Source organism: Maribacter sp. PR66, assembly GCF_028464205.1.
Lineage (GTDB): Bacteria > Bacteroidota > Bacteroidia > Flavobacteriales > Flavobacteriaceae > Maribacter > Maribacter flavus.
This window is the reverse complement of record NZ_JAQPCH010000001.1, coordinates 121,954-141,987: the sequence shown is the minus strand read 5'-3', so window position 1 is coordinate 141,987 and position 20,034 is coordinate 121,954. Positions and strand designations below refer to the sequence as shown.

At 40.6% G+C, this 20,034-nt stretch carries 12 protein-coding genes; 4 read left to right on the top strand and 8 right to left on the bottom strand.

From position 1 onward, the window contains the following. Positions 1 to 2 precede the first annotated feature (2 nt). From PP181_RS00595 to PP181_RS00585, 3 genes are all read right to left on the bottom strand, one after another. Complete coding sequence (locus tag PP181_RS00595; RefSeq protein WP_272635581.1) at positions 3 to 1,457, bottom strand: MFS transporter; 1,455 nt, start codon at positions 1,455 to 1,457, stop codon at positions 3 to 5. 10 nt (positions 1,458 to 1,467) lie between these two features. Then, a complete protein-coding gene (locus PP181_RS00590) occupies positions 1,468 to 2,586 on the bottom strand; it encodes an endo-1,4-beta-xylanase (protein ID WP_272635580.1) in 1,119 nt (372 codons plus the stop codon). Positions 2,587 to 2,893: 307 nt separating this feature from the next. Further along, a complete protein-coding gene (locus PP181_RS00585; RefSeq protein ID WP_272635579.1) occupies positions 2,894 to 7,039 on the bottom strand; it encodes a hybrid sensor histidine kinase/response regulator transcription factor in 4,146 nt (1,381 codons plus the stop codon). Between the two features lie 459 nt (positions 7,040 to 7,498). Here PP181_RS00585 and PP181_RS00580 point away from each other — a divergent pair, with 459 nt between their 5' ends. After that, positions 7,499 to 8,584, top strand: a complete 1,086-nt coding sequence (locus PP181_RS00580; RefSeq protein WP_272635578.1) for a Gfo/Idh/MocA family protein — start codon at positions 7,499 to 7,501, stop codon at positions 8,582 to 8,584. 230 nt (positions 8,585 to 8,814) lie between these two features. On the opposite strand, the gene PP181_RS00575 is transcribed toward PP181_RS00580, so the two are convergent. Together PP181_RS00575 and PP181_RS00570 are read right to left on the bottom strand one after the other, a co-directional pair. Continuing rightward, the gene (locus PP181_RS00575) at positions 8,815 to 10,167 is read right to left on the bottom strand and encodes a hypothetical protein (RefSeq protein WP_272635577.1); all 1,353 of its coding nucleotides are present in this window, start codon (positions 10,165 to 10,167) and stop codon (positions 8,815 to 8,817) included. 99 nt (positions 10,168 to 10,266) lie between these two features. Then, on the bottom strand, positions 10,267 to 11,160 hold the full coding sequence (locus PP181_RS00570) for a hypothetical protein (RefSeq protein WP_272635576.1): 894 nt from the start codon (positions 11,158 to 11,160) through the stop codon (positions 10,267 to 10,269). A gap of 212 nt (positions 11,161 to 11,372) precedes the next feature. Here PP181_RS00570 and PP181_RS00565 point away from each other — a divergent pair, with 212 nt between their 5' ends. After that, the gene (locus PP181_RS00565; RefSeq protein ID WP_272635575.1) at positions 11,373 to 12,488 is read left to right on the top strand and encodes a Gfo/Idh/MocA family protein; all 1,116 of its coding nucleotides are present in this window, start codon (positions 11,373 to 11,375) and stop codon (positions 12,486 to 12,488) included. A gap of 87 nt (positions 12,489 to 12,575) precedes the next feature. Here PP181_RS00565 and PP181_RS00560 read toward each other — a convergent pair whose 3' ends face one another. The 3 genes from PP181_RS00560 to PP181_RS00550 form a co-directional block, all read right to left on the bottom strand. Beyond that, complete coding sequence (locus tag PP181_RS00560; protein WP_272635574.1) at positions 12,576 to 13,241, bottom strand: outer membrane beta-barrel protein; 666 nt, start codon at positions 13,239 to 13,241, stop codon at positions 12,576 to 12,578. A 348-nt stretch (positions 13,242 to 13,589) separates the two neighbouring features. Continuing rightward, positions 13,590 to 14,549 carry a 2-hydroxyacid dehydrogenase gene (locus tag PP181_RS00555; protein ID WP_272635573.1) on the bottom strand — a complete coding sequence of 320 codons (960 nt, stop codon included), beginning with the start codon at positions 14,547 to 14,549 and terminating at the stop codon, positions 13,590 to 13,592. A 16-nt stretch (positions 14,550 to 14,565) separates the two neighbouring features. Then, positions 14,566 to 15,387 (bottom strand): 3-keto-disaccharide hydrolase, encoded by an 822-nt coding sequence (locus PP181_RS00550; RefSeq protein WP_272635572.1) that lies wholly within the window; start codon positions 15,385 to 15,387, stop codon positions 14,566 to 14,568. A 128-nt stretch (positions 15,388 to 15,515) separates the two neighbouring features. Between PP181_RS00550 and dinB the strand changes: the two genes are divergently transcribed. Beyond that, entirely contained in the window at positions 15,516 to 16,730 is a 1,215-nt protein-coding gene (gene dinB / locus PP181_RS00545; protein WP_138257992.1) for a DNA polymerase IV, read from the top strand. Between the two features lie 110 nt (positions 16,731 to 16,840). Then, positions 16,841 to 19,873, top strand: a complete 3,033-nt coding sequence (locus tag PP181_RS00540; RefSeq protein WP_272635571.1) for a DNA polymerase III subunit alpha — start codon at positions 16,841 to 16,843, stop codon at positions 19,871 to 19,873. The last annotated feature ends 161 nt before the right edge of the window (positions 19,874 to 20,034 follow it).

The following is a 20,034-nucleotide window of genomic DNA, read 5'->3' as shown; positions in this document are numbered from 1 at the left end:
ATTTATTTTTGTCTATTTCTAATTAAATCGTTTTCAATCTGGGTCTCCATTTTTTTATTAATCTCATAAAAAAATAGTAGTGCTATTCCCATTAAAAATGCTATGGATGGGTATATGCTAACCAACATTCTTGTACCTTCGATTGCGCTATCCGGTTGAACTACAGCACCGTTGGAGGCAAATTTCTTAGGAATGTAATTGTAAATCCCAAGTATCCACGTTACGAGTGAACCGCCAATAGTGAGCCCTAGCTTTAACCCGATCATCATGGCGGAAAAAATAATGGCCGTGGCCCGTCTATTGTTCTTCCATTCGGAATAATCTGCAACATCTGCAATCATGGCCCACAAGAGTGGAATGGTTATGCCGTAGAAAAACCCGTGCAGAATTTGCGAAAGGAACATAAGTTCTACTGAAGTAGAAGAAAAGAAGTAGAAAATGGCTATAAATAGAGTGGATACGAACAATGCACTACCAAATACATCTCTTTTTCCATATTTGTCCGCCAAACGTTTTGATAATGAAATCCCGACAATCATAAAAATAATTCCGCCAGCATTGAACAGTCCAAACCCTGCAGAAGTTGGATCGTCCCCAAAAAAGTCCAAACCTATGCTGGAAAGAGCCCTTAAAAGCGGAGCGATAAATTCTGCCAAACTGGCCGCATCTACATAGTTCTCAAAATAATAAACGTACGATCCTCCCTTCATTGCAAGGGTTATGAACACCAAGGTGGTGAGTACCAACATTATAATCCAAGGTCTGTTTTTTACCAAATCGCCTAAATCTTCCTTTAAGCTAGATTTCTGATCAGGGGTAGGGACAACACGTTCTTTGGTTGTAAAAAAGGTGATCAATAGCATGATGGTCCCAATAACCGCCAAATAGGTCATTACCGTTTCAATGCCTTCCGCTTTATTGCCATCACCAGCATACATTATGATTGGCAACATGAAAACCTGTACAAAGAATTGCGCAAACATCACGGCAACGAATCGGTAGGATGAAATACTATTGCGCTCCTTCATACTTCCTGTTATAACTCCACTAAGAGCGGCATAGGGAAGGTTGTTGGCCGCATACAATAACAGTAATAGGGTATAGGTTATCGCGGCGTAGACTACCTTACCCGTATATTCAAAATTGGGCGTGCTGAATGCTAAAAGTGCAACGATTCCTAAGGGTATCGAAGTAAACAATATCCATGGCCTAAATTTTCCCCACCTACTCCTTGTCCTATCGGCAAGTGCACCAACAATAGGGTTAAAGGCGAATGCGGCAATGATACCAACCACAAATATGATTACCGAGGCATCATCCGTTTCCAATCCATAAATATCCGTATAGAAATACGCCAAGTAGGTAACCAAAGTTTGGAACACAAGGTTGGCGGATAAATCTCCCAAACTATAGCCAACTTTTTCCTTAATGGATAGTTTATGTGAATCAGGATTCATAATCTACAAATTAGTTTGTTGTCTGTAATTGGTCAAGTTTTTCTTTTAGGCCAATTATGCCATAATAAGCTGGCTTTGGTTTTAACTCCCTATCAAAAAGTAAAGGATAGTTGGTCCTACCGCGAATTGGAAATCCGTTTAACCATGACTGTCCGTCATTAACACCCCAAAAGGTAACCCTACTGATTTTATCCCTATGTTTTAGGAATATTTTGAAAATGTCCTTATATCTATTGGCCAATTTTGTTTGTATTGAATCGGGTAGAACTTTGGTGTATGGATTCATCTCTTCGCTGTTCTCGAAATTCTGACTGATTTCGGCCCCTTCCAAATCCCATGGGTTTGGCAATACACTAATATCCAATTCCGTAATTGCTACCTGGACCCCCAATTTTGAATACTCCAAAATGCTTTCTTCTATTTCTTCAAGGGAAGGGTAATCCAAGTGCCAATGTCCCTGCATTCCAACCCCATCAACTTTTATTCCTTTTTCCTGGATTTTCTTTATCATTCTGATAGCACCGTGCCTTTTATCAGGATTTGTCATGTTGTAATCATTATAAAATAACTTTGCATTAGGGTCTACCTCAGAGGTCCACTTAAATGCTAATGGAAGATATTCATCCCCCATTTTCTCAAGAAAAATGGAATTTCTAAGTGTACCGTCTTCATTTAAGGCTTCGTTCACAACATCCCATGAGTCAACGACACCTTTAAAGTGAAGAGCCAAATCCTTGATATGTTTTTCTGTTGCATCCTTAAATTCTAAGCTGTCTTCGATAGTTGCAAACCAAGGAGATAACTGACTGTGCCAAATTAAGGTATGGCCATGTACATGCATGCCGTTATTTTTTCCCAATGCAACAAATTTATCGGCCAATTCAAAATTAAAACTATCCCTTTGAGGATGGATAATGGAAGATTTCATTATGTTTTCGGCGGTAATGCTATTAAATTCTCTTTTTACCAGGCTAAGAGAGGCACTATCACTTTGGTCTATTATTCTACCGTTCAAAGCTACGCCAATATAAAAATCCTTTTCAAAAGCTTCTTTTAGTGATTTTACTTTTACTGGCTTTTCATCCTTTGTCTGCGAGCAACTTATCAGAGATGTTAAAATAACGAACATGAAGGATTGTAAAACGAGTCTCACAATAGAACGGAATTCTTCGGCTTTATTAATTGAAGAACAAATCATTTTAGAATTTATGTAAATCATTGTATTTGGTCATTTAGGCCATAAATCTAACCGAAATCGAATCCTTAGAATATCACATTTGTGGCTTTGTATCCTAAACATGTTGTATAAAAATTTTATGGTATTACGGAACTACCTTAAAACCAAGGTTGGATATGGATTTCATTGAAGCTAAGCCCAGAGTATATCTGATGCTACTATTTAATAAAATTTGGGTGTTTAGAGATTGTTCATTTTTCTATTTTGTTTTAATATCAGTAGGAAGGATACCAAACTCTGACTTAAAACAACGACTGAAGTAGGATGGGGAAGAAAAACCTACTTTGAACCCTACTTCGGCAATCGATTCACACCCTGTTTCTATCATATTTTTCGCCTTTTCCAAACGAACCTTGCGAATCAGTTCATTAGGGGTAAGTCCGGTCATGGCTTTAATTTTTCTATACAGTTGACTTCTGCTTAAGTACATATCTTCTGCCAGATGTTCAACGTTCAATTCTGCTTTTTCAATATTCTTGTTCAAATAGTCCAATACCTTTCTCATAAAGGATTTATCCAATTCAGTTGTTTTTTCTAACAAATTAAGTTTTGAAGGGTCGTTCAAATTTTTGCTTATATAAACTTGTCGATTTTCAATCAAACGGGATAGATAAGAATTTAATAAACGCATATCAAAAGGCTTTGTCAAATATACATCAGCTCCAGAATTTACACCATTTATCATGTCATCAGGCATGGTCTTGGCGGTCAACATAATAATAGGGATATGACTTGTGGCAATATTTTTTTTAAGCTTACTACAGAATTCCAAACCGTCCATTTCTGGCATAACTACATCGGTTATGATTAGGTCAGGTATTTTTCTGTTTGCCAAATCCAGAGCTTGTTGGCCATTAGATGCTTCAAAAACATTATGGTCAAAGGAAAGTTCCTGCTTGAGGTATGACCTCAGTTCAACATTGTCCTCAACGATTAAAATTGTCTTCGCAGATTTATTTCCAAATTTATGGGTCAAAGGTTTTTTTAATGAGCCCATATCCGGCAACATACTTTCGCTGGCCGTATCTTTCAATAGTTCATCTTCTTTAAAGTGTTGATTGCCCAAGGGCAGAAGTATTCTAAATTTTGTCCCTACAGCTTCTTCACTATCTATAATAATTTCTCCTTTCAATAACTCAACGAAATTCCTGACCACCTCTAGTCCTATCCCCGTACCTCCATAATACTGACTATTCATATTTTTAACCTGATAGAATCTATCGAAGATTTTTTTCACTTCCTCTTGGTTGATACCACTACCTGTATCTTCAATTGAAATCTCTAAACATGGCAGTGTTTTGTTATTTACAAGTCTAAAACAGTAATCTGTAGAAGATTTGAAAATGCTTACTGTTATGGCACCATTTTCAGGTGTAACCTTGAATGCGTTGGAAAGTATATTAAAGATTACTTTTTCGAGCATTCCGGCATCGCTCCACAGATAGGGTGTTGTCTCATCGCGCTCTATCAATAGGGCAATGTTCTTTAATAAAGCCTCTTCTTTGAAGTGGTCTGTAATTTCCTTTACAAAATCATTAATGCCTATTTTAGAAACTTTAATGGAAAATTTGTTTAACTGAAGTTTTCTAAAATCCATAAGCTCATCAATAAGACGTTTGAGCCTAGCTGCGTTTTTGTAAATTATGGTATGTTTTTCCGCTACTTCCTTTGGAAGCGGCTGTCCAGTATTTGACATTATGTCCTTTAACGGATTCAAAATAAGGGTCAGTGGGGTTCTGAACTCATGGGATATATTTGTAAAAAACTGTATTTTTTTATTGTTCAGCGCTTCCTCTTGACTGCGTTTGGTGCGTTCAAATTCGACGAGACGTTTTTCTCGAATTCTCGCCCTTACAAGTCTGTACAACCAAGATGAAAAAATAATGATGGTTAGTAGGTAAAGGATTATAGCCATTTTTGTTTTCCACCAGGGGGCTAGAATGGTAAAGGAGAGGGTTTTTATTTCATTGCTCCAAACCCCGTCATTATTAGCTGCCTTTAATTTAAAGGTATAACTGCCCGGGGACAGGTTTGTATATGTTGCACTTCTATTATTGCCCACAAGATTCCAATCTTCCTCGAACCCTTCCAAATAATACGCATACTGATTTTTTTCTGGCCTTGTATAGTTTATACCAATATATTCTATAGTAAAAACACTTTGCTTGTGGTTGAGTGTTACATGTTCGGTTTCTGAAATCACCTTATTTAATGGGGAATTTTTATCGTCGATTTTTACAGATTTGTTGTAGACCTTAAAATCCGTAAAATATATCTGTGGTTCGTACATGTTCTGAGGTAATGTAACAGGTCTTACCTCATTTATACCCTTATAATTGCCAAAGTAGAGAGTGCCATCAACATCCTTAAAGGCGGCATTGAAGTTAAAATCATTGGTGAGAAGACCGTCATTTATGTCATAATTGATAATCTGTTGATTACTTTTATCATAGCACGAAAGTCCTTTGTTGCCAGCCATCCACAATCTTCCATCGTTGGATTCGATTATCGTTGAAATTGTTTCTTGCTGCAATCCTTGTTCTTTATTGTACCACGTTAAAAAATTATTGGTTGTATTGTACTTCCAAACCCCTGCACCGTCCGTACCTATCCAGACATTATGCTCAGAGTCCTCAAAGAGAGAAACGATCACGTCTACCGAGACCATATGACCATTTGGATTCATAAGCTCTGGCTTTAACTCAATTTTATTGAACGATTCCTTTGTACTGGCCTGTCTTTTGAACAGTCCACTTGTGGTTGCGACCCATATGTTGTTATTTCTATCGACCATGACCTTGCGAATTTCCGCACGGCTTGTCTTTAAATCGTTGAACTTTTTATCGTCCACATAACCAAATTTTCCGTCTGCGAGACTATAGAAATGTAAACCATTTGAGAAGGACCCAATCCATATTTTACCATAGGCATCCTCTGAAAAACTCATGACCCGATTTGATTTCAAGGCACCATTAGTACTCTGGTTATCGAAATGTTCAAAAACATTTGAGTTGGACTCAAGAAAGTAAATGCCTGAATTCCAAGTGCCTACCCAAATGTTATCTTGGCTGTCCATGAATATGGTCTGTACATCGTCAGCATTTAATTGCTTGGCTATTGGATTTTTAGGGTCTAAAAGATGTATAAATTGATTTGTTGCAGTGTCATAAACATCTATCCCGCCACCATCCATAGCTATCCAAAGCCTGTCTTCCTTATCCTTTAGGATGCCCGTTACGGAAGATGATTGCAACGAATTTTCAACATTGGGAATGCTTTGTATATCAGGAAATTTATCATAATTGTAATCGTGTACTCCAACACCTTTGTTGTAATATCCTATCCAAATACGATCTTGTGCATCCACCAATAGCGACCATACAGAGTTTGATTTAATACTGTTGCCGTCGAATTTATCGTACCGATAATTTTTAACGAGATCGCCTTTTTTGGAAAGTACGAATAATCCATCATTTTCGGTCCCACACAGAATCCGATCATCAGGAGCTTGAACAATGGTCAATATGCGCTCATCCGTAATATTGAAGGTTTCGATTGTTTTTTCACTATCGGTTCCATTAGGTGCCAAAAATTTTATCAATCCATTGGAATGTGTTCCCATCCAAAGCGAACCTTCGTCATCTACAAAGAGCGATTCGATATTCAATTCATCATTTTCAGTATGAGTAAAGAGATCTTCCTTGAGCAAAACCTTCGTGGCCTCAACACCATTAAATGCATAAAGACCCTTGTTCGTTCCAATGTAAACAGTTTCATCACCGTATTGAACCAGGCAATTGATAAGTGAGGGAGTCTGAATGTTATCATTTATTTTTAAGGGATATCCCATTAAAGATTGAATATCCACTTTAAAAAGTCCGTTCGCAATTGATCCAATTAATAAACTGTTCTGGTTTATTTCTACAATGGATGTAACGACAATATTGTTTAAGACGGTTCCATTTTTATTAAAGGAGACATGTTTGAAGCTATCAAGCTCCTTTTGATAAACATCCAATCCAGTTTCCGTACCCACCCATAGCAGTCCGGAAGAATCAACGTAAGCGGTGTGGACTAATGAACTGTTTAGGGAGTTGGGATTGTCAAATTCCTGCTTATATGTAGTTATATCTATTCCGTTGTATTTGTTTAGCCCCACTCCGTAGGTTCCCATCCATATCAATCCTTGGTTGTCCTGTACAATTGAGGAAACTGCTCTTTGGGTAATGGATTCTTCTATAGCCAAAAAGTTATATGCCGCTTCCTTCTCTTGAGCGGATAGAATTAGGGAGCAAAAGAAGGATACGATAAGGTAACTTGTTTGAACATAATTCCGATGGACCATAGTTTCAAATGTTTTCTAATAGGCAGTACAAGCTGAAAATTCGATAATTTTTCTTACATAACGTATAATTATCAATTTTAGCAATAAATTTCCAAGTAACTGATAATCTTTCATCTAAAAAGGGGGTTTTTTACGAAAATGTTTTAGTGGGTAATGCAAAATAGTATTTTATTGGTTTGAATTGGAGGGTTGAGGCCAGATATTATTTTGAAATTACGAGCTAGGATTCACCCTTTTTTACTTTTAATTCCATTGGCTCTTTTGAATATTGCACAGGAATGTCAATCCTAAATTTATCCCAAGCGACTCCTAAATTTTTACACTATTGTAAAAATCGCCTAGTCCTTTGTAAAGGATGTTTTTTTAGAATGTTTAGTAATAAGTCGAAAACCATTTTAAAGTATTGAAGATGATATCAAATCTTATTTTGTAATTTGATTTAAAATAGGACAGTAAATTATGAACCAGAGAAGAATTTTTATTAAGAATACGCTAATTGCAGGTGCGGCAGCAAGCTTTTCCCCAAGTTTTTTAATGTCTGCAACACGAACTAATAAAGAAAAACTGGGTGTCGCCTTGGTAGGATTGGGATATTATAGCACAGACCTTCTTGCACCGGCTCTTCAGTTGACCGAACATTGTGAACTGAAAGGCATTGTTACGGGGAGTCCAGAGAAAATTCCGGTTTGGCAGGAAAAATATGGTATTCAGGACAAGAATATTTATAATTATGAGAATTTTGATTCCATTGCCAACAATGAGGAAATTGATATAATTTATGTGGTTCTTCCTCCATCAATGCATATGGAATACACGGTTAGGGCTGCAAATGCAGGGAAACATGTTTGGTGTGAAAAGCCCATGGCAACCTCGGTAGAAGAATGTACAACGATGATAAACGCCTGCAAAAGTAATGGCGTAAAGCTGGCGATAGGATATAGATGCCAACATGACCCCAATATTCAAGCTTATATGAAAGTGGCCAAGGAAAGACCTTTTGGAAAGGTCAAAATGATAACATCGGCGGCCGGATATTTTGATGGAAGGACAGATCATTGGAAACAGAAAAAGGACCTGGGTGGAGGTGCCATGGGAGATATGGGGGTCTATGCATTGCAAGGTGCCAGGTTGGCTACTGGGGAGGAACCAATATCCGTATTGGCGCAGGCATCCTCCACTAGGCCGGAGATTTACCATGAAGTTGAAGAGACCATGATGTTTCAGTTAGAGTTTCCCAGTGGAGCACTTGCTTCTTGCCAAACCAGTTTTGGAATACAGATGAACCATTTACATGTAAATTATGAGAAAGGCTGGCTCAAAATGGAACCGCATTCATCTTACAATGGAAATAAAGGTAGCATGTCTGATGGTACAATAATTAATTTTTCTATCAATAGCCAACAGGCAAAACAAATGGATGAGGATGCTTGGTCCATTAAGAACAATCAGAACATGTTGGTTCCTGGTGAGGAAGGTCTAAGGGACATAAGGGTAGTTGAGGCGATTTATAAATCTGCAAGACAAAATTGTGTGGTTAAATTGTAGCATCTGTCTTAAAATGAGTTTGGGATAAAGACTTTGCAATGTTATCCTCTTAGGATTAAAGAGTAGGGATTTTTCTATTTCTTGCAAAGTGTTTAAAATATTGAAAGAAAGCACCTTGCAAGTGAGTATCTTGAAATGATCCTTTCAGATCGACTCCCATCTCCAGTACAAAAGGGGAAAGCCGAGATTCATGTCTTGGCTTTTTTATTTCAATACTTAACACTAAGTTTTCAATTCACGGAATAACTTACAAAGGCCAATTTCTTACTGTCCGGGCTCCAGGAGGGTACATTGATAGTTCCCTGGCCACCAAAGAAAACTGGAGTAATATCACGAATTTCCTTTGTTTCAACGTCCATCAGTCTTAGTTTGACCTGTTTTCCAAATAAGTGATTTTGTTTTTCATCGGTCGTGTATGCTATGTATACGATCCATTTACCATCTGGTGAAGGGTGCGGGAACCAATTGGAATTTTCATCAAATGTTAACTGTTCCGGTTTTTTTCCGTTGGCCAACATCCTCCAAATTTGCATGTGGCCCGTCCTGTAGGAGTTGAAATAAATATATTTTCCATCTGGGGAATACTCGGGTCCGTCGTCTAATCCTTCTGTTGTGGTAAGCCTTTTTTCCTCGCCACCTTTTACGCCAATAGTATAAACGTCGTAATTCCCATTCCGTTCCGCACAATAGGCCAAGGTTTTGCCGTTGGGCGACCAGCCATGCCAGTAAGAAGGGACTTTTGTGGTTACACGCTTTGGTGTTCCTCCACTTATGGGCATGATGAAGATTGCCGATTTATAGGATTTGGTGGAAGGATTATTTTTATCGTTGTGGCTTATGGCCAACCACTTGTTATCTGGCGAAATTCCATGATCATTGTTACACTTATTTGCAAAACCAGTATCAAGCAGGTTCAATTTTTTCGTGTTAAGGTCCAGGGTATATAGTTTTCCTTTACTGTTCACGATCAAATAACCTTCTGGATGCCAGTTGGGTGCCTCAAAATGTTCGTTGATTTGAAGAACCGTCTCAATGCGACCCGTTTCAATATCCACGGTTTGTATGTAGCTAGTCGTATCTATTTTGTTTTCAGGTGGATGATCGTAGAAATGCATGGATTGGCCAACCATTTTCCATTCACCATCGAACCTTTCCAAAAAACGGACTTCATAGGAAAGGCTTTCCTTACCTTGAACGTCCACCGAAACCTCATTATGTCCAACGATTGCAGAATTCCCATCAATACGTATTTTATGATTGCTGTGAAAGGCAAAACCACCGTTACCGATCATATTTGATGGAGGGTCCATCATTATGGACACGGGAACGTCAATAAAGCTGCCATCGGGTCTGGACATGACATTGATTGCATTGGAAGTCGCTTCCCAACATTCGGCATGTCCTTCCTTGTTACCCACTCGCCAGGTAAGTCCTTCTTTTTCCAATAGCTTTATAATTTCTACTGAGTCCTTTTCCCTTTGGGAGTGTATTGTCGTACAAAAGAGAATAGATAAAAGAGGAATGAGCTTCATTAGAAAACGCCCAATTTCAATAGTTGCCCAAAGCCTAAGTATCTGTTTCATTATAATTTACGTGACTTGTATAAAAGTACATATAAATTATCCAAAAATGACGGGCACTGGCTTTATGGACTCCAAGAGAATTAAATTGGGCTTTTGAGACTACTTGTTCACGCTGATCATCACCGCTTCACAACTTTGAAGGTCCGAGTTCAAAATCAGGTTTTCAGACTTTGACCCATCCGATATTTCTACGGATACCGTGTTGGGAGGGGCATCGCCCAAATTGTGCGCGTAGAGGAACAGGTCGTTGGATTTGTTGGGGTTTAGCTTTACCTTGAATTCCCGCTTGTAATAGGTCAAATAGTGTTTGGACACGACCGGCGAACCGTTGAGGTAGATGGATACAATGTCCCCGTCCTGTCTTCCATGGTCCCAAATTTTGATGGTAATGTTCTCACTGTCAAAGGAGAGTTCTTTCGTATAGGAGATTTTCCTGCCTTCAAACTCGTCCCTAAGAGCATTTTTCGTTTTTTGTGTTTCCTTGACCGTATTGGAAGATATTGTCTCGATTTTCTCTTTTTTATCCCGCTGTTTTCTTCTCATTTCGCGCTTTTCCTTTCGGGTCGGTTCCCGTTTCGTTTCTTGTGCCTGTTCGTGCTTTTTCTTTCGCTCGTCCGAAGCCTTGTTGGAAATTGAAAAAAACGGGGTTACGAACTTGGCTATGCTGTATTTGTCATCGGGGAAAAGCTCGATACCTACGACCTGATATTGATTACCGGAACCTATGTTTTTGGCAAGCGATATCCCGTCTGCCCTTCCATTGTTCTTGAAGGATCCAAGTTCCTGCACCACCATTTCATTACGTACCAAAAAGAACCGAATCGATTTTTCCGGACCAATATTTTGGGTGGTCCACTCCAAGGAAACCTCCTGGGGAATGATCCAGACCGTACTTTGGTCCGGATTGTTGATCTCTATACTGGACTTGCTTTCTTGCGTAAATCCTTTGATGCCAATAAAACAAAAAAGAAATGCAATTAAAGGGTATTTCATGTATAATTTAAAAATCAAAATATATCCGCTTTTTCTAGTTTGGTTAAAGCTATGAAATTCGATGTTTTATAATAACGTATTTTCTGCCAAAATGTTGGGGGCAAATACTGGATTGTCCAAAACGGCATTTTTTTATTTTGATATATTTAGCGAACCTGTATTAGGTGTATGAAAAACATTATTTTTATGTGGTTGATTTAAAATAGATTATCATGGCATCAAGAAGAAAATTTTTAGAGAATATCGCAATTTCATCAATAGGTGTTTCGTTATTAAATAGCCCGACCCACCTTTTCGCCGCTCCTGCGGAAAAATATGAAGGCCCAATGCTTCGGGTCGCCATTATGGGACTTGGAAGCTATGGTACTAGGGTAGCGGAAGCCATGTTGGACTGTAAAAAGGCTAAATTGGTGGGTGTCATCAGTGGAACCCCATCAAAAATTACCGATTGGCAATCCAAATACAAAATTCCCGCGAAGAACTGTTATAATTATGAGAATTTTGATGCGATAAAGGACAACAAGGATATAGACGCCGTATATGTCATTACCCCTAACGGATTGCATTGTGAACAGACCATTCGGGTGGCAAAGGCTGGAAAGCACGTCATTTGCGAAAAACCCATGGGAGTGAATGCCGAGGAAGGACAAAGAATGGTGGATGCCTGTAAGGCGGCCAATGTAAAATTGTTGATCGGTTATAGGATGCATTTTGAGCCCAAAACGGTGCACGTCATCCAAATGCGAAAAGATGGTGAATTCGGCCAGCCAAAATTTTTTCAGGGCCAGTCCGGTTTCGTTATCGGAGATCCTACGCAATGGCGGTTAGATAAGGAACTTGCCGGTGGCGGTGCCATGATGGATATAGGTATTTATTCCATAAATGGGGCCAGGTATGTTCTGGGTGAAGACCCTATCTGGGTGACCGCCCAGGAAACCAAGACCGATCCGGTGAAGTTTAGGGAAGGGGTGGATGAGACGATACAGTTTCAAATGGGATTTCCAAGCGGTGCCGTGGCCAATTGTCTGTCTACCTATAACATGAACAATTTGGACCGATTTTTCATGACCGGTACCAAGGGCTGGATGGAGATGAAACCATCCACCGGTTACGGTCCCATTCAAGGACGAACCCACAAAGGAGAATTGGATCAACCCCATTACACTCATCAAACCTTGCAAATGGACGGTATGGCGGAACTTATTTTTGAAGGGAAACAGCCCATTGTGCCCATAGATGGTGAGGAAGGTGTCAAGGACATGAAGATTATCGATGCTATTTTTAAAGCGGCGAAGAGTGGGGAGAAGATACAGATCGAATGGACTTAGTCTTCTAAAATAAAACAGCATATTAAATTACAGAGCGTCGGATTTGATATCAAAGTTTAAATCCGACGCTTTCTGTAAAGTTAGTGCTCAAAAATAATAAGCCAATCCAAAAAATATATTGGATGCATCCAAGTTTAAATTGAAACTATCTGATTTAGTACTCCTACCATCCTCGTATTCAGTCTCGTTAAAGGAATAACCCAATGCGCCGTAATTTGCTTCCATAGCCAATTTTTTACCCAAAAAATAAGTAATACCTGGGCGTATACCTATAAACAGATTATTTCCAGTGAAGTCATTATTTTCACTCTGCCCATTTTGTTCACTTTTTCCCCAATTACGATTGTATCCTGCCTCTCCCTGTAGGTATAGTGCTAGTTGTTTTCCTAAACCTTTAAAACCGCGTATATATGGAACTAATCCTATGGAGTTGTTGGTGGATTTAAAATTGTCAGTGTTATTTAAGCTAGTTGTAGATCCTTCCGTTTTTTGATTGAGATATTGTAGACCTACACCCACGACCAAATTATTTTTTAGGGAGTAGCCAAAAGCGGGGGCAATTGTAAATGAATTCAAAGAATTTTCAGAAACAAAATCCTGTAGATTAAGTCTGTTATCGTTACTTGAAAAACGTATGGAAGCATTGCCCCTAATGTTCCAAGTTCCTTTTTCAATGACCAATTTTTCGTCGGGCTCTTGGGCCGAGGCGGTAAGACAGACCAAAAGAATTGTAAATAGTGAAATTTTTTTCATAAGGATTGTGATTTTATATTCCCTAAACCATGCTCAACTATTATACCGTATTATTTAAAATTTATAGATTTAACCTTTACGTAATCACTTCATAACGCTATGGTTTTATGTAGTGGATTAATGTTTTTTGTTGAAGTATACACTACAGGTAAAACTGTTCGTTCGATTATGATTAATCATAGTTTTAAGGGAAACAAATGATCAGTATTGTAAGCCTTAGGCTATAATTTTGGACACAACGGAGGGCATTCAACAACTAGGATACTTTTTCAACCTATATTATTGATGCGGTAACCAATTTGAATGATTTTGGACTTAGGAAAATTGGAGGTAATAATATTTTATTTTTTAGTCAACCAGGTTTGTCAACGGTTCGCCTCTTGAAAATTGGATAATATTCAAGGCCGCAAATCGGGACATTTCGTTGCGGGCCTCAACGGTCGCGGAACCGATGTGGGGAGTGATCGCTACATTTTCCATGTTCAGTAGGGGATTGTCCTTATTCATGGGTTCTGGATTGGTAACATCGAGACCGGCTCCCCATATGACCTTATTTTGTAAAGCTTCAATGAGGCTTTTTTCATCGTGTAGACCTCCTCTGGCCGTATTTATAAAAATGGCGGAAGATTTCATTTTGGAAAATACATCGGCATTAAACAATCCCTTTGTTTCATTTGAAAGCCCGGCATGAACGGATAATACATCGCTTTCTTTCAATAATTTCTCAAAGGATACATAGCTCGCATCCAGCTCATTTTCCATCTCCGGGCTGGGTGTCCTGTTATGATAAATGACTTTCATATTATAGGCCCCTCGGCAGCGTCTGGCGAATTCGCTTCCTATTCGTCCCATCCCAAAAATGCCGACTGTTTTCCCTTTTAGCTCCATGCCCAAATTGGCTTGTGGCCTAAAATGTCCCCAATCCCCGGATATAATGGTCTTATGCATATGGAACATTTTTCTGGAAACGGCCAACATCAGACCAAAAGCGATATCTGCGGTGGCATCGGTCATGGCATTCGGGGTATTGGTAACCGGGATCCCCAGTTCCTTGGCCTTTTTTATAGCGATATTGTTATAGCCCACGGCAAACTGTGAAATGAGCTTTAAATGTTTGTTCTTTTCCAGAAAATCGGCATCCAACGTATAAATACTAGAGGACAATAGTATATCGTGTTCCTTAGTTGTCTGGATAAGTTCTTCCCGGGTCATAGGGATATCATTTTTCCAAACGGTAACATCCAATCCTTCTTGTTTGAGCATTTCTATACCCAAGGGAGGAAAGTTCAAGGAAACCAATACTTTCATGGTGGTAGTTTTTGGGCTAGTTGTATGGCAAAAGTTCTATTTTTCTAAAATCGATGGGGTGGCTGTTGGATTGCAGGGAAATATAGCCACTTTTTACCGTGGAATCACCTTCTTTGATAAAAGCCCTTGCAAATTCGTTTTCTGGATCATATACGGGATTGGTATAGCTCATGATTTCCTCCCCGTTCACAAAATGCTTCATTTTTCCGTCTTGTACATCAATTTCAACCGTTATCCATTGATCTCCGTGGAAGGTTTTGGCCACTTTGGCCGGATTGCAGAACAGGTCGCTTCGTTCCCCATCTATCTCCACCTTCATTCCTATCCCGCAAATAGCGCCTAAGGGTCTGTTATCGGTACCATTGCCCCCGTGCAGATTGTACTCCAGACAAATGGGGAAACCTTGGTTCAATTGAACAGTATTGGGTGGTTGGGTGTGTATCTGTACCCCGCTGTCCCTATAGCCCCATTCCGGGGCACCTGGAGCGGTTTCGCCCACAAACCGATATTCTACTTTTAATCGGTAATTGGACAGGTCCTCATCATAGAAAAGTGCACCGAAGCGCTCGCCAAATTCGGGGCCGTATCCATCGTAACGTATTTTTAGGATACTGTCCTCTACCCTAAAAGTATTTCCAAAATTCTCCCCTAATGGGTATCCGTTTATCTTCATGGTCCAACCGTTGAGGTCTTCACCATTAAAAATGGCTATCCATTGATCTTTGGGTTGTTCCGGAACAACTTTTTCAGCGGCTTTTTTGTTGTCCTTACAGCTGGTTGAACAGATAAAAGCGGTTAGTAAAAGACCCTTGCAGAGCAATGCGACAGGTTTTATCATAGTTTTTCAATTTTTAGAATGGATTTTAAAAATAATCATATTCTGCATGTAAAGGCATAAAATAAAGATGGATTATTTCCAATAATATGGATTTATTCCATAAATTAGTCTTCCTTTTTTAATCGATGATGGACAAGACGATTTTACATTTGGATTTGGATACCTTTTTTGTGTCCGTAGAGCGTAGGCTGGACAGTAAACTGTTGAAGAAACCTATCCTTGTGGGTGGGTTGAGTGACCGTGGGGTGGTAGCGGCATGTAGTTATGAGACCCGTGGATATGGTGTGCACTCCGGCATGCCCATGAAAATGGCCAAGGAACTTTGCCCCGAAGCGATACAGATTAGGGGAAACGCAGGGACCTACAGTCAATTTTCAGATGTGGTCACGGATATCATCAAGGAAAGCGTGCCCCTTTTTGAAAAGTCCAGTATCGATGAATTCTATGCCGATCTTACAGGGATGGACCGTTTTTTTGGAGCCTATAAATATGCCTCTGAACTACGGCACAGAATTATCAGGGAAACCGGGCTCCCTATTTCCTTTGGACTTTCGGTCAACAAAGTAGTCTCCAAAGTGGCTACCAATGAGGCGAAGCCCAATAACCAATTGAAGATAGATTACGGCCTGGAAAAACCCTTTTTGGCCCCACTTTCCATAAAAAAGATTCCCATGGTGGGCGATAAGACCTATCAAACGCTCAGGAATCTGGGATTACGGAAGGTGCGGACCATACAGGAAATGCCCATGGACGTCATGCAGCGCGTTCTTGGTAAAAATGGCACGGTCATTTGGAAAAGGGCCAATGGCATAGATCATTCCCCGGTGGTCCCGTTTTGTGACCGAAAGTCCATTTCTACGGAGCGTACCTTTGATCAGGACACTATTGACGTGGCAAAGTTGAAAGGGATCCTTATCGCCATGACGGAGAACCTGGCCTACCAGCTCCGCCGGGGCGAAAAGTTAACGGCCTGCATTACGGTAAAGATTCGCTATTCTGATTTTAATACCTATTCCAAGCAGTTGCGGATTCCCTATACGAGTGCGGACCATATCCTGATTCCCAAAATTTTGGAACTGTTCAGGGTACTTTATAACCGAAGGTTATTGGTGCGGTTGATAGGTATCCGGTTCAGTCATTTGGTATCGGGCAATTATCAGATCAATCTTTTTGATGATACCGAGGAGCGGCTCAACCTGTACCATGCCATGGACCATATTAGGAACCGCTTTGGGGAAAAGAGCGTGGTTAGGGCCTCGGCCATGGGAAAGAATACCATTGGACGCATGCACAATCCGTTCGATGGGAGACCGCCCATCGTGCTGGCGCATCGGAAACAGTAAAAATTAGTTACTGGTTGTTAGTTGCTAGTTGTTAGAATTAGATGTTATTGATTACCAACAACCAACAACTAGTAGCTTTTGAACTTGACACTTGAACTTGAATTTGCCCCTTGTATTTAAACTGCCACACATATTACAGTTTGCGCTACGGAACCTTTTCCGAAGAGGAACTTCTGCGCATGGCACAAAAAAATAGGGTGTCGAAATTGGTACTGACCGATATCAACAACACGTCCGCGGCGCTGAATTTTGTACGCAAGGCCCCTGAATATGATGTACGTCCCCTATTGGGAATCGATTTTAGAAATGGTGTCGACCCCTGTTTTATAGGCATAGCCAAAAACAACGAAGGCTATTTGGAACTGAACAATTTCCTGTCCAAACATCTTCATGAGGAAAAAAGGTTCCCTTCCCGGGCTCCACGCTTTCAAAATGCCTATGCAGTCTATCCTTTTGAAAAGGTGCTTCTCAATGAAATGGTACACTTTGGGGCACACGAGTTTATAGGAATATCGATAGCAGACCTGCGTAAGTTGCCATTTTCAAGAATAAAGGGGTTGAGGGACAAGTTGGTGGTGCAACAACCGGTGACCTTTCGGCATAAGGGCGATTTCAATGCCCATAGGTTGCTACGGGCCATTGATAGGAATGTGCTGTTAAGCAAGTTGGAGAAAACGGAGGAAGGCAGCGAGGATGAAAAAATGTATCCTATAGAGAATCTAGTGGCCGCTTTTTCAGAATACTCCTTTATCTTGGAAAACACGGAAAAATTGTTGAACACCTGTTCCATCCATTTTGATTTTTCAAAGGACAGGGTTTCCCAAAACCTACGAACCTATACGGGATCCAAGGAGGAAGATGATACAATGATCGAGCGATTGTGTAGGGAAGGCCTACCGTACCGATACCAAGAGGTGGGCGAGGAGATCATGGAGCGTTTGAAGAAGGAGTTGGGGCTGATCAAGGAAAAAGGTTTTGTTTCCTATTTCCTGATCAACTGGGATATTGTTTCCTATGCGCGAAAACGTGGATTCTTTTACGTGGGCAGGGGTAGCGGCGCCAATAGTATCGTGGCTTATCTGTTGCGAATTACCGATGTGGACCCCATGGAACTCGACCTATATTTTGAGCGCTTCATAAACCTCTATCGAACCAACCCCCCGGATTTTGATATCGATTTTTCACACCATGATCGACCGGTGATGACCCAATATATATTTGACCGTTTTGAGCATGTGGCCCTTTTGGGTACCTACGTTACTTTTAAGGAAAGGGGCGTTATCCGTGAGTTGGGGAAGGTATTTGGGCTTCCAAAAAATGAAATCGATTTTCTCGCCGAAGGAAAGTTCGATCCGGGAAAGCTTGATGAGGTGGCACGGCTGGTGTTGAAATACGGTCGGTTGATCATGGGAATGCCCAATTATCTGAGCATTCATGCCGGAGGTATTTTGATCAGCGAAAGGCCCATACATTGGTTTTCGGCCACGCATTTGCCGCCCAAAGGGTTTCCTACCACACAGTTCGATATGGTGATATCTGAAGACGTGGGACTTTATAAGTTCGATATTTTGGGCCAAAGGGGCCTCTCGAAAATTAAGGAATCCTTGGAGATCATCGCCTATAACCGCATGGGTAATACCCAGGAAATCGATATCCACGATGTCAAAAAGTTCAAAAAAGATCCCAGGATCAACAACCTAATCAAGACGGCCCAATGCATGGGGTGTTTTTATGTGGAGTCCCCTGCCATGCGGATGCTGTTGAAAAAGCTGGAAGTGGATAATTACCTGGGCCTTGTGGCTGCCAGTTCCATCATCCGTCCAGGGGTTGCCAAAAGCGGTATGATGCGGGAGTACATCCTAAGGCATAGGGAAAAGGGGAGGACAGCCGAGAAGGCGCATCCGGTCATGTTGGATATTATGCCGGAGACCTATGGGGTCATGGTCTATCAGGAAGATGTGATCAAAGTGGCCCACTATTTTGCCGACCTTGATTTGGGCGAAGCCGATGTGTTACGGCGGGGAATGAGCGGAAAGTTTCGTTCGCGGGAAGAGTTTGAAAAGGTACGTTTAAAATTTATCGAGAATTGCCGCAAAAAGGGAGAGCCGGACAGTGTTATTTTTGAGGTGTGGGAGCAGATAGCCAGTTTTGCCGGCTATGCCTTTGCCAAGGGACATTCCGCTTCGTATGCGGTGGAAAGCTATCAGACCCTGTTCTTAAGGGCCTACTATCCCTTGGAATATATGGTGGCCGTGCTTAATAACGGGGGCGGTTTCTACCGGACGGAATTCTATGTCCACGAAGCCCGCATGCTGGGGGCTACCATACACCCGCCCTGTGTCAATAGGAGCAATCATAACAATGTAATCTACGGAGAAGCTATTTTCTTGGGACTGGGCTATTTACGCGATTTGGAAAGCAGGGTAGCGGAACGTATCCTCAGGGAAAGGAGTCGGGAAGGAATATTTACCTCCTTGGAGGATTTCTTGGACCGCGTGGTCATATCCATAGAACAGATAAGTATTCTTATACGTATCGATGGGTTCCGGTTTACGGGAGTCAACAAACACCAATTATTGTGGAAGGCCCATTTGTTTCTCAACAGGGGGACAAAGCTGGAGCACCCAAAGCTTTTTCCGGCCGTACATCAAAATTTTAGGATTCCCCCATTGCATACCAGTGATCAAGAGGACGCCTTTACCCAATTGGAACTATTGGGTTTTTGTCTGTGCAGTCCGTTCGAGCTCTTGGCAGAACCTCCAAAGAATACGAACGGGAGCAAGGATCTAATGAACTATGTAAACGGTTATATAGATATTTATGGGTATTTGGTTACGGTGAAAAATACGAGTACCCATACGGGGAAGCGTATGTATTTCGCCACGTTGGTAGATCAGCAGGGAATGGTTTTCGATACGGTGTTGTTTCCACCGGTAGCTGCCAAGTATGCTTTTAGGGGCAGGGGTATTTATCGGTTTTACGGAAAGGTGGTGAGCGAGTTCGATTTCTTGAGCATCGAGGTCATCAAAATGCGCAAGGAGGATTACATCCCGGATCCACGTTATGCCGATATGAAGACCAGTGCCAGAATTTTTTCCGATAAAAAGAATGAAGCTTCACCTTCAGAACTCAAGTTGGAATAGGGAAACTACAATTGGAATAAAACGCTCTTAGTAGAGTAGAAGCAATACAGTATAAATGGCAAGAAGGATAATACACTTTTTCATAATGTATTGGATTTGGTGTTCGATTATTTATACCGCTAAAGTATACAGAACAGCTAATTTCTTGGCAAACTCTTCGA

Excerpts from the sequence above, each read along its gene's own strand:
- PP181_RS00565 (WP_272635575.1), top strand. The coding sequence starts at position 11,373 with ATGGCATCAAGAAGAAAATTTTTAGAGAATATCGCAATTTCATCAATA.
- PP181_RS00575 (WP_272635577.1), bottom strand. The coding sequence starts at position 10,167 with ATGAAACAGATACTTAGGCTTTGGGCAACTATTGAAATTGGGCGTTTT.
- PP181_RS00550 (WP_272635572.1), bottom strand. The coding sequence starts at position 15,387 with ATGATAAAACCTGTCGCATTGCTCTGCAAGGGTCTTTTACTAACCGCT.
- PP181_RS00570 (WP_272635576.1), bottom strand. The coding sequence starts at position 11,160 with ATGAAATACCCTTTAATTGCATTTCTTTTTTGTTTTATTGGCATCAAA.
- PP181_RS00580 (WP_272635578.1), top strand. The coding sequence starts at position 7,499 with ATGAACCAGAGAAGAATTTTTATTAAGAATACGCTAATTGCAGGTGCG.
- dinB (WP_138257992.1), top strand. The coding sequence starts at position 15,516 with ATGGACAAGACGATTTTACATTTGGATTTGGATACCTTTTTTGTGTCC.
- PP181_RS00595 (WP_272635581.1), bottom strand. The coding sequence starts at position 1,457 with ATGAATCCTGATTCACATAAACTATCCATTAAGGAAAAAGTTGGCTAT.
- PP181_RS00560 (WP_272635574.1), bottom strand. The coding sequence starts at position 13,241 with ATGAAAAAAATTTCACTATTTACAATTCTTTTGGTCTGTCTTACCGCC.
- PP181_RS00555 (WP_272635573.1), bottom strand. The coding sequence starts at position 14,549 with ATGAAAGTATTGGTTTCCTTGAACTTTCCTCCCTTGGGTATAGAAATG.
- PP181_RS00590 (WP_272635580.1), bottom strand. The coding sequence starts at position 2,586 with ATGTTCGTTATTTTAACATCTCTGATAAGTTGCTCGCAGACAAAGGAT.
- PP181_RS00585 (WP_272635579.1), bottom strand. The coding sequence starts at position 7,039 with ATGGTCCATCGGAATTATGTTCAAACAAGTTACCTTATCGTATCCTTC.